At 63.5% G+C, this 10445-nt stretch carries 9 protein-coding genes; 5 read left to right on the forward strand and 4 right to left on the reverse strand.

Annotation, left to right across the window (positions count from 1 at the left end):
- The gene (locus tag FNA67_RS12370) at positions 1-1761 is read left to right on the forward strand and encodes a pyrroloquinoline quinone-dependent dehydrogenase (protein ID WP_147656233.1); all 1761 of its coding nucleotides are present in this window, start codon (positions 1-3) and stop codon (positions 1759-1761) included.
- 62 nt (positions 1762-1823) lie between these two features.
- Positions 1824-2645, forward strand: coding sequence for a substrate-binding periplasmic protein (locus tag FNA67_RS12375; protein ID WP_170267302.1), 822 nt, complete (start codon positions 1824-1826; stop codon positions 2643-2645).
- Positions 2646-2667: 22 nt separating this feature from the next.
- On the opposite strand, the gene FNA67_RS12380 is transcribed toward FNA67_RS12375, so the two are convergent.
- The 4 genes from FNA67_RS12380 to FNA67_RS12395 all read right to left on the reverse strand — a co-directional run bounded on the left by FNA67_RS12380 (position 2668) and on the right by FNA67_RS12395 (position 6907).
- Positions 2668-3273, reverse strand: coding sequence for a zinc metalloprotease (locus FNA67_RS12380; RefSeq protein WP_147656235.1), 606 nt, complete (start codon positions 3271-3273; stop codon positions 2668-2670).
- Between the two features lie 215 nt (positions 3274-3488).
- A complete protein-coding gene (locus FNA67_RS12385; RefSeq protein WP_147656236.1) occupies positions 3489-4883 on the reverse strand; it encodes a hypothetical protein in 1395 nt (464 codons plus the stop codon).
- Positions 4884-4970: 87 nt separating this feature from the next.
- Entirely contained in the window at positions 4971-5648 is a 678-nt protein-coding gene (locus FNA67_RS12390; protein WP_147656237.1) for a class I SAM-dependent methyltransferase, read from the reverse strand.
- 149 nt (positions 5649-5797) lie between these two features.
- Positions 5798-6907, reverse strand: coding sequence for a trypsin-like peptidase domain-containing protein (locus FNA67_RS12395; RefSeq protein ID WP_053167899.1), 1110 nt, complete (start codon positions 6905-6907; stop codon positions 5798-5800).
- A gap of 212 nt (positions 6908-7119) precedes the next feature.
- Here FNA67_RS12395 and murB point away from each other — a divergent pair, with 212 nt between their 5' ends.
- The 3 genes from murB to FNA67_RS12410 all read left to right on the forward strand — a co-directional run bounded on the left by murB (position 7120) and on the right by FNA67_RS12410 (position 10439).
- Positions 7120-8106, forward strand: a complete 987-nt coding sequence (murB, locus tag FNA67_RS12400) for a UDP-N-acetylmuramate dehydrogenase (RefSeq protein WP_147656238.1) — start codon at positions 7120-7122, stop codon at positions 8104-8106.
- A gap of 267 nt (positions 8107-8373) precedes the next feature.
- A complete protein-coding gene (locus FNA67_RS12405) occupies positions 8374-9081 on the forward strand; it encodes a hypothetical protein (protein ID WP_147656239.1) in 708 nt (235 codons plus the stop codon).
- A 194-nt stretch (positions 9082-9275) separates the two neighbouring features.
- Positions 9276-10439, forward strand: coding sequence for a polysaccharide biosynthesis/export family protein (locus FNA67_RS12410; RefSeq protein WP_170267303.1), 1164 nt, complete (start codon positions 9276-9278; stop codon positions 10437-10439).
- The last annotated feature ends 6 nt before the right edge of the window (positions 10440-10445 follow it).

Below are 10445 nucleotides of genomic sequence, written 5' to 3' on the forward strand. Positions count from 1 at the left end.
ATGAAAATCGAACTGATGAAAACCCTTTTTGCGGCGACGACCGCACTGGTGGCCCTGTCGGGCACCGCGTTCGCGCAGGGTATCGAGAACTACAAGCCCGTGACGGCCGACATGCTGGCGAACCCGCCGGCCGAGGATTGGCTGATGTTCCGCGGCGCCTATAACAACCAGGGTTATAGCCCCCTCGACCTGATCAACAAGGACACGGTCGGCAAGCTGCAGCTCGCCTGGGCCTGGCCGATGGCTGAAGCCGGCATTCAGGAAACCGCGCCGCTGGTTCACAACGGCATCATGTTCCTGCAGACGAACAACAACATCGTCGAAGCGCTGGACGCCAAGACCGGCACCCTGATCTGGCAGTACCGCCACACCCTGGCCGAGCTCCCGACGACCTGGAGCTACCAGATCAACCAGGCTCGCCGTCAGAAGAACTCGATCGCGCTCTACGAAGACAAGGTCATCCTGACCACGGCTGACGCCAAGATCGTCGTGCTGAACGCTGCCGACGGCAAGCTGGTCTGGGAAAAGCAGGTCCTCGACTACAACAAGGGCTACAGCTACACCGTTGGTCCGCTGGTCGCCGATGGCAAGATCATCTCGGCCATCTCGGGCTGCTCGATCGCCGGCACCGCTGGCGGCTGCTACATCATGGCCCACGACGTGAACACGGGCGATGAAGTCTGGCGCTTCAACACCATCAACGATCCGGACAATCCGGCCCAGCAGGCCAGCTGGGGCGACGTTCCGCCGGAAAACCGCTGGGGCGGCACGCCGTGGACGACCGGCGCCTACGATCCTGAGACCAACACCACCTACTGGGGTGTCGGTATGCCTGGCCCCTACTCCGAGCTCATCCGCGGCTCGGGCGACGGCTCGGTGCTCTACACCAACTCGACCCTCGCCATCGACGTTTCGACCGGCAAGCTCAAGTGGTACTACCAGCACCTGCCCCGCGATAACTGGGACCTGGACAGCCCGTTCGAGCGTATCCTGGTTGACCAGGAAATCGACGGCGTGAAGCACAAGCTCCTCGTCACCGTCCCGGGCAAGAACGGCATCGCCTTCGCTCTCGATCGCGACACCGGCAAGTACCTGTGGTCCAAGGAAACGGTCTACCAGAACGTCGTCAAGTCGATCGACGCCGATGGCACCGTCCACATCAACGAAGACCTGATCTCGAGCGCCGTTGGCGAAGAGCACCTCATCTGCACCTCGGTGTCCGGTGGCAAGCTCTGGCAGGCCGGCTCCTACAGCCCGCTGACCCAGGCCTACTTCGTCCCGCTGACCGAGGCCTGCAACACCGTTGCTCCGACCCAGACCGAGTTCACCGCCGGTAACGCCGTTGGCGCCGTCAAGTTCGGCCCGCGCGTCCTGCCCGAAGGCATCACCGATGCCGGTCTGATGCAGGCTCTCTCGGTCAACCCGACCCAGGGCGAGTCCAAGTGGCAGTACCGCAGCCGTCCGTCCATGACCTCGTCGGTCCTGGCGACCGCCGGCGGCCTCGTGTTCGGTGGTGACGCCGCTCGCGACGTCAAGGCCTGGGACCAGGAAACCGGTGACGTGCTCTGGTCGCAGACGCTCAACGCTCCGATCGGTGGCTACCCGATGACCTACGAGATCGATGGCGAACAGTACCTCGCTATCCCGACCGGCTACTCGAACGCCGCTTCGTCGATCTCCTCGGCCTTCCCGGAGATCCCGCTGCCGACCGGTGCCGGTAACTCGATCTTCGTGTTCAAGCTGCCGAAGTCGGCCAGCTAAGCCTTCCGGCGAATAGCGAAAGGGGCCCGTCGGGCCCCTTTCTTCTTTGTATGGAGACTACAATGTTGCGCTTCGTGGCCCCGGCCCTGTTCCTGCTTGGAACTGGCGTCGCCTTCGCCCAGACTTCGGGCATCCCCCCCGAGGAACTGACCAACACCCGCCGTCAGGCCGGCGACAGCATCACCGTGTGCGTGGACGCCACCGGCCAGAGCCGCGCCTTCGATCTCGACGTGGCGCAGGCCATCGGCGACGCGCTCTTCCTCCAGGTCAAGCCGATCGAGGGTTTCGGCGGTTTCCCCGTCAACGGGGACGGTTTCATGGACGAACTGACGCTGGCCATGAACAACACCTGCGACCTCTTCATGGGCGTATCGGTCTCGACCGAAGTGCAAGTTTCGGAAGTCTTCTCGATCACGCGCCCTTACGTGACGATCCCCTTCGTGCTCGCAGTGGCCAATTCAGACTGGCAGAAGCTCGCTGACATTCCGCTTGACCAGCGGCTTGGCACTTCCATGTCCAGCATCGGCGAAATGACCTACATCACCTGGGCCCAGCAGCGCGCCAAGAGCGAACGCTGGGTGCGCCTGCCCTACGCCGATCCCGACCTCATGGCGACCCGCGTTCTCGACGGCACCATTGCAGGCATGATCCTGTGGCAGCCGACCCTGGCCAAGCTGCAGGCCGATCGCCCTGACGCGCAAAAGCTGCGCACGATCGCCACCGACCCGGTTGCCGAAACGGCCATCCGCGTGGGCGCTCTCGTCTCGAGCCGTGACAGCTTCCTGCGCAACCAGGTTGACCAGGCCATCGACGCACTGGTGGCGGATGGCACCATCCAGGGGCTGCTCGACAAGCACCACTATCTCGGCCACGCCGGCGAATAGGCGATGGCAGACCGCCTGCGGGCTAGACGGCCCGCAGGTAAGGCATCACCGAAGAGGCAGGGTTGGGGATGAGGCCGGCGACGATGGCGGCGAAGACCAGCCCCAGCCCGATGGGCACCAGCCGTTCAAACCGCCGCTCGTGCCCTTGCCATCCCAATTGCGTCAACGCACCTGCCGCCAGACCCGGAACGGGGAGGCAGTTGAGGATGACCGATCCCACCGTTATCGCCTGAAACTGGTTAAGCACGTAGAGCGCCGCGTAGCCGGCCGTCCGCGGCAAAAGCAGCAGCAGCGGTCGCAAGAAGTCGGCCAGCGGCACCAGTGCCAGCATCAGGGCGAGACCCGACGCGACCACCAGTAGCAGCCCCCATCCGCCGAACCGGATGGCGCACGGCTCGTATCTGACCGGCCTTATCCATGTCAGCGCGAAGAGCACGCCTGCGATCACCCCCCACATCGAAACCTGCGTGAACGGATTGACGGTCAGCCGCCCCTCGTTCTGCGGGCGGGCATCGCCCAGGAGGCGCGCCAGCGCCGCGAAGAGGGCGCCTTGCAGCGCGGCATAAATGAGGACCGCCGCAATCCGCGTCACGATTTCGCTCAGGCTGAGGGCGCCAAGCAGGGCCATGGGAAATCCAGGATGGCATCCCACACCCTTTGTGCGGCCGTCAGGCAGCTGCCCGGGAGAGGCCAAGGGTGGGGGAAGCGAAGGTTCGCGAAGCTCCATAGAGCACCCTGCCCGGCCGCCGGGTGGGCAGCTAGGGAGCTGCCATAGTGATCCCGAGATGTCAACGAAACGGAAGGTGTCTGCGCCGCGACAGAGCTTCAAAGCCCGCCCGTATGTCAGGGCCTGACCACCCGCGCTCCCCGCCAGATCTCGTGGAATTCATAGACGATCTCCGGCTTGCCCCATTCCTTGTAAAGGCAGCGCGCCTCGACGGCCAGGTTGTAACCGATAACCGGCCGTCCCTTGGCAAGGGTTAGGCTGGGTGCCATGCCGTTCCACACCTCCCCGTCGCATGTATAGGGAATCGCGGTTGGCCGATCAGCTGCGGCAACCTCGGAGCGCTCCGCAAAGTCCGACGTCCACGACGCCGATTTGCTGTCTTCGCATCCGCCCGTGCAGCTGGCAAAACCGAGCTCGAAGCCGTTGGTGGTGAAGGCCACATGCGGCACGCCATCCGCATCGAGCTTGATATCGGGGCTCTCCCCTACGCCATTGCCAAGCCCGAGCGGATAGCCGAACCAGTTCTCACCCTCGGGCGCGGTGCAACCCTCGTCGCAGTAGATGTAGAGGAGTTGCTGATCGAGCCCCTCGATCTCGGTGCCGTAGCCGGTAAACAGCGCCACGCGCGGCCGCCCGTCCTCCGTCAAATCCATGCTCCAGGTGGGGTTGGGGTAAGACCCGCTCCCCTGGTCGATGACGCGGGTCCGCTGCCAGTTCGCCCGCGTTTCGCAACCATGGTCGCACTCGTAGTAATAGAGCCCATCCGGCAGATCATTGCCCTCTTCGTCGAACGCATAGACGCCGGCAATGAGGCGCGCGCCGCCACCCGGGCTGAGCGCCAGGACCGGATAGCTGAAGCTCTCGGAGCTATAGCCTGCCTGGTTGGCGAGGTTCGTCTCACTCCAGTTCCGCGCCTCCGTGCAATAGCTCTCGCAGGACATGTAGAAACCGCCATAGTGGTCCGGTTTGACCGAGTAATTGGAATCCGAAACCATGAAACGTGGATTGCCGTGTTCGTCGAGCGCGAAGGACCGTTCGGGAAGCCGATGGCGCCCGATGTTGGACATCAGCCCATCCGCCGTCGACATGACCTTGCCGATTTGCCAGTTGTCAGCATCCAGGCAGTCGGAATCGCATTGGGCGAAATAGTAGCTCGTGCCATTTGCCTGCTCGGAGTTCCAGCCGGCGCCAAGGATACGGGGTTTGCCCTCGGCCGTCAGCGCGAGCTGGGCCTTGACCGCCTGGTGCAACGGCAGCGACACGGTCTCCCAATCCTCGTTCTGCTCGCAACTGTCGTTGCGGCAGACCGCGTAATAGAGAGTGTCGCCGTTGCTCTCGCCGAAGCCGACAAAGGCCGCCTGCAAGCCAGTGGCCTCGTGGTGCGCGAGCGAGACGCTGGAACTGTCCTCATCCGGCAGAAGGTAGGCGCCGTGCTCGCTTGCCGCAGTCTCGGCCAGCGCCGGACCGGCAAGAAGCAGCCCCAGGCCCAGGAATATCGTAGCGCGCAGCATTCAAGCCCCTCGAAGCGAAACGGATCGGAAAAGAGGCCTTCTACACATGCGCGAGGGCGTCCGCCCTAGGTAAACGACTAGGTTCGCCTAGCGGGCGTAAGCTACCCAGCCCCGGAAGCTGAAGCCGGCGTAGAAAAGCTCGATACCATCAAAACCAGCCTCGGCCAGCAATGCCTCCTCCTCTTCAGGAGCGAGAATGGTGAGGCGAGTGGCTATCGCCTGGCGCGAACTCTCCAGCTGCGCCGGGTCGGCGCCGTCGGGCGCGCCAAAGGCGACATGCCGCGCGATCCATTGCGACCGCTCCGGCTCGGTCTGCGGAAAGCTGATATGGGCCAGGACGAATGGCGCGCCAGGCTTGAGGCGCCGATGGACCTGCCGCAGAGTTTCGAGCCGCTTGTCGGGCGCAATGAAGTGAAATGTCAGGAGGCTGGTCGCTCCATCGAAGGGGCCGTCGGGCGCGTCCTCAATGTAGCCATGATGGAGACGCACGCGCCCGGCATACTGCTCGGTCGCCTGCTCGGCGATCCCCAGCATATCGGCGGAGGGATCTACGCCATCGAAGGACCAACCCGGATGCGCTTCCGCGAAAGCCTTGAGTTCCAGCCCGCCTCCGGCGCCAAGCACGAGCACCTGTCCGTCGGCCGGCACCCGCTCGGCGAGCAACATGGTCGTCATGCGGTGAAGGCCCAAGAAGCCGGGAACCTGGCGCGGCGGCCCCGCGGAATAGGCGTGGACCGATTGACCGGAAAAGGCGGGCGTCTTCATCGTCGTACCTTGCTTTCGTTTCGACGAAGATGAGGTTCGCATCCTTAAAATTCAAGGCAACGCAGGGACTTGACCAGGCGGGTTGACACGTTGCCCTCAAGCAAAAAGGGCCCCGACCGGGGGCCCTTTCCTCGCTAGCGCTGCACCGATCAGGCGGTAGCCTTGTCCAGCGTCACCGACGTATCGATCGTCTTGCCGCCGCGCAGCAGCGTCAGATCGACCTTGTCGCCGGCGCGCATCAATCCGATGTCCGTGCGCAGTTCCGAGGAGTTCGCGATCGGCTTGCCGTTGAGGGCGGTCACGATATCTCCCGCCGCAAGGCCGGCTCCAGCCGCGGCGGAATTCGCCCCGACATCGGAAACCAAAGCACCCTGCTGCCGATCAGGCAAACCCATGGCTGTAACCAGATCGGGCGTCAGGTTCTGGATCTGGATACCCAATTGCCCACGCTCGACATCGCCATACTTCTCGATCTGGGCCACGACCTGGTCGATCATCTGCGTGGGGATAGCAAAGCCGACGCCAACGCTGCCGCCGCCGGGGCCAACGATGGCAGTGTTCATACCGACCAGATTTCCGTTCATATCAACCAGCGCGCCACCCGAATTGCCGGGGTTGATCGAGGCGTCGGTCTGGATGAAGTTCTCGTAGCCTTCAATGCCGAGGCCCGTGCGACCGAGGGCGCTGACGATGCCGGAGGTCACGGTCTCACCCAACCCGAACGGGTTGCCTACCGCCACGACATAATCTCCGACGCGAAGGCTTTCGGGCGTCGCCATCTTGATGGCGGTCAGGTGATCGGCCGGCACCTGCACAAGGGCGATGTCGGTCGCCGGATCCTTGCCGAGAACCTTGCCGGTCAGGACGCGACCATCCGAAAGCGTGACGGAGATCTTGTCGGCGAAGTCGACGACATGGTTGTTGGTGATGATCAGGCCCTTGTTGGCATCCACGATCACGCCGGAGCCCTCGCCCTGAACCTGCTTCTTCACCGGCGGGCCGGAATTGGGCAGGCCGAACTGCTGGAAGAGCGGGTTGTCCCCGCTCTGGTTGACCGGTTGCACCATGTTGCCCTGCACGGCGATGGCGACAACGCTCGGCAGCACCTCGCCGACAACCGGCGCCAAGCTCGGCAAGGCGGTGCCGGCCGCGGGCGGCGGCACGCTGATTGCAGATTGGGCAGCAACGATGCTGACGGCGGAGCCGGCCATGACGGCCGCCGTCAATCCAGCCAGGATAGGCAAAGTCTTGGTACGCATGATCCGTCTCCAAACGAAAAGGTTGCCACCATCTTAACCATCCCAGCTTTCCCCGACATTTCGTGGAATTTACATCTGCGTAATGTTTGAGGCACTCGCTGGGCGAACCGTCTAGGACCGCAATGCTTGACAGAGGGCACCTGCATGGGGACTTTCCAACCAAGATGCCCGGCGCCCTGCGCCGCGCCGGTCCAGGACAGCGACTTCACGACATGAACCTGATTGCAGACTTCGACCTCTCCGGGCTCAACACGCTCGGCCTCGCCGCACGCGCCCGTTTCGGGGCGCGGATAGAGTCGGCCGAAGCCATCGAAGAACTGGCCGCACTGGCATCAGGAACAGGCTTGCCGTTGCGCATCCTCGGCGGCGGCAGCAACGTGGTGCTTCGCGAAGAGGTTGCCGCCGTCGTCGGCTTCATGGCGACCAAGGGAAAAAGCATCGACCAGCGCGCCGATGGCTCTGCTACGGTGACGGCGCAAGCGGGCGAAGACTGGTCCGAATTCGTCGCATGGACCATCTCGCAGGGGCTACCGGGCCTCGAAAACCTTGCAGGCATCCCAGGCACGGTGGGGGCAGCGCCGGTACAGAACATCGGCGCCTACGGTATCGAGCTGGCCGACCGCATGGAATCGCTGCTGGTCTGGGACACCCAGGAACGCCGCCAAGTACGCCTGGGACGCGAGGACTGCGATTTCTCCTATCGCCAGAGCATGTTCAAGCGTTCCGGCAACCGGTTCATCGTTCTTGAGGTGACGTTCGCCCTGCCCCGCGACTGGACGCCCAACCTCTCCTACCCAGGCCTCGACAGCCTCCCGTCGGACGCGGACGCCCGCACCATTATGGAGCGGGTCCTCGAGGTGCGTAGAGCAAAACTGCCCAATTGGCGCACCCTGGGCAATGTCGGCTCCTTCTTCCACAATCCCATCGTCCAGCCAGAGCTTGCGCAAGGCATTGCGGGCGTGCCGCGCTATCCGCAGCGCGACGGCTCGGTCAAGCTTTCCGCCGCCTGGCTGATCGAGGCCTGCGGCTTCAAGGGCTATCGGCACGGCCAAGCCGGTGTCTACGATAAGCACGCCCTGATCCTCGTCAATCACGGTGGCGCCACCTATGGCGAGATCACCCAGCTTGCTGCGAGGATCGTCGAGACGGTACGCGACCGGTTCGGCGTCACCCTGATCCAGGAACCGATCGAACCCTGACGATCCGCGCTCCGACCGCTGCCGCTAGTTGTCGGCGCCGTCGAGGTTGAACCAGATCGCCCTTTCGCTCAAGCCGGCGCCCGTTTCAGGAGATCGTTGAGGCCCACACCAAACGGCTGCCTTCGAATTTCCTCACTTTCGCCACGCCTTCAGAGTTGCGCCGCCAAGAGGTCGCCCGCTTTCGTCGCCCAGATGGAACTACCTCAAAAGGCGTACGTTGGATTCGTCCTGAAGGGGTAGCCCGCACCACAGAGGAGCCCTGAGAGGATGCCGAAAGTCCGCCACACGCTGAACGAAGACGTCGGCGACCCCAAGGAATGGACCTTTACCTGGGAAATCACCGACGATGTAACGCTCGGCAGCGCCTGTGGGTTTTGCGGACGAAGCGAGCAACGCCTCACCTACGAGGTCGTCCGAGGCGCAGATTCCCACTGGATTTGCCAGACATGCGTCGCTCGCTATCCCGTCAAGGGATACCTCGACGGCATGCAGCTCGACCCGATTTCGACGCGAGATCAGGTCCATGGGCTAACGGCACGCATTAAGCAGCAGACCTGCCAGGAAGCGATCCGCAGGCTCCAGGGTCTAACCAACGATCCTGAGATCGACGAGATCCTGGTCTACTTCGACAGAAACCTGCAACTATCGCCGCGACGGGCAGCCCGGCTCTTCGCTGCCCTCCCCCTTCTCGCCGAACCGTTCGATCCCCGCGTTTTCGAAATTCGCACGCGAAGCGCGGAACATCAGAGCGAATACGGGAGCCTCGACGAGACGTCCCGGGTCCTGATCTGGCCGGCCCTCTCTTCAGTGCAACGCCGAAGGATGATTGCCCTCGGCTATGCCCCCGCGGGCGTTTCGATTCCGCCACGAAACGGAAGACGCAGCCATGTTGCACCCCAGAAGTTGCCCGAGCGGCGCATGCCTGCCTTGAGTGAGCCGACGATACTCAATCGTGAAAAGAAATCCTTTCAATAACAAAGCGTTACCAGAACGCCCGGTTTTCCACGCTTCGCGAGCGGGAGGTACCCTCGCCCCATTGAGGGCGTGATCGGCCGCGACCATCGCCCCATCAAGAGACCAGTTAAGAGGATGGGGAAATGATCCAGCGCCCGAAAGGGATAAGGCCCCTCGCCTTAAGCGCGATTTGGCTTGTGGTGGGGTTGGGCGCATTGGGTGCCGCCCAGGCATCCGAACCCTACGCTCTCGGAATTTCCGACAAGCTCAACATCAAGGTGGTGCAATGGAAGGCGGCCGAGTCCGACTTCGCTGAATGGACCGCCCTTGGCGGGGAATACGTCATCGGCGCCGACGGCAACGTCAACTTTCCCGTGGTAGGACCAACAGAAGGAGCCGGCAAGACGAGCGCGGAACTTGCCACGGCACTCGGCTCCGCCTTGCAGCAGACGCTCGGACTGGTGACCGCCCCAACCGTGACCGTGGAAGTGGCCGAGTACGGGCCGATCTACGTCTCCGGGGACGTCGGATCACCGGGTGAATACACGTTCGCGCCCAACCTCACTGTCATCAAGGCACTGGCGCTGGCCGGGGGCGAACGGCGCGGCAGCGAAGCGGTGGCGCGCCCGGAGCGCGAGATGCTCACGACGACCGGAGCGCTCGATGTCCTTGAAGACGACTATTCCCGCCTGATGATCCGCCGAGCCAGGCTGGACGCCGAACTGGCGGGGCAGGATCGGATCACCGTTCCCGCCGACCTCGAAGGCGCCACCGGCATCAGCGGCATCGTCGATGCGGAAACGGCCATCCTTAATGCGCAGAAGCGCCAGGTGGAATTCCAGTCGCGCTCACTTGCCGACCAGGTCGAGCTGCTCAAAAAACAGATCGAAGGCTTCCAGCAGAAGCGCGCAAACACCGAAAAGCAGCTGGTGACGGCCAGAGATCAGCTCGACAAGATCACGGCCCTCTCCGACGACGGACTGGCGCTTGCCTCCCGGGTTTCCTCGCTCCAGACCAATGTCGCGGACCTCGAAGCGCGCCTGCTCGATAGCCAGACCGCATCCCTGCAGGCGCAACAGGACATCGCCGCCGTCGAACGGGAGCAATCGCGACTCTCCGAACAGCGGATCGCCGACCTCACGCTCGAGCGCCAGACCGTCGACGGGCAGATCGGCGCCAGCCAGCTCAAGATCGTGACCCAGAAAGGGTTGGTTCAGGAGGCCGCACTTCACACCGGGGCTGAAGTCCCCGGAGAAACCGCTGCAACCTACCGCTACGCGATCATACGGAATGGCGAGGAGATTGCCGCCGACCTCAACACTCCGGTCGCCGCCGGCGATGTCGTCGTCGCGCGGTTGATGCTCGTGGGTGACAAGTGATGAGGC

It is taken from the genome of Youhaiella tibetensis, from assembly GCF_008000755.1.
In the GTDB taxonomy this organism is placed as follows: Bacteria; Pseudomonadota; Alphaproteobacteria; order Rhizobiales; family Devosiaceae; genus Paradevosia; species Paradevosia tibetensis.

Bases quoted from the DNA above. Each gene is read 5' to 3' on its own strand.
- FNA67_RS12370 (WP_147656233.1), top strand. From the start codon at position 1: ATGAAAATCGAACTGATGAAAACCCTTTTTGCGGCGACGACCGCACTG.
- FNA67_RS12375 (WP_170267302.1), top strand. From the start codon at position 1,824: ATGTTGCGCTTCGTGGCCCCGGCCCTGTTCCTGCTTGGAACTGGCGTC.
- FNA67_RS12380 (WP_147656235.1), bottom strand. From the start codon at position 3,273: ATGGCCCTGCTTGGCGCCCTCAGCCTGAGCGAAATCGTGACGCGGATT.
- FNA67_RS12385 (WP_147656236.1), bottom strand. From the start codon at position 4,883: ATGCTGCGCGCTACGATATTCCTGGGCCTGGGGCTGCTTCTTGCCGGT.
- FNA67_RS12390 (WP_147656237.1), bottom strand. From the start codon at position 5,648: ATGAAGACGCCCGCCTTTTCCGGTCAATCGGTCCACGCCTATTCCGCG.
- FNA67_RS12395 (WP_053167899.1), bottom strand. From the start codon at position 6,907: ATGCGTACCAAGACTTTGCCTATCCTGGCTGGATTGACGGCGGCCGTC.
- murB (WP_147656238.1), top strand. From the start codon at position 7,120: ATGAACCTGATTGCAGACTTCGACCTCTCCGGGCTCAACACGCTCGGC.
- FNA67_RS12405 (WP_147656239.1), top strand. From the start codon at position 8,374: ATGCCGAAAGTCCGCCACACGCTGAACGAAGACGTCGGCGACCCCAAG.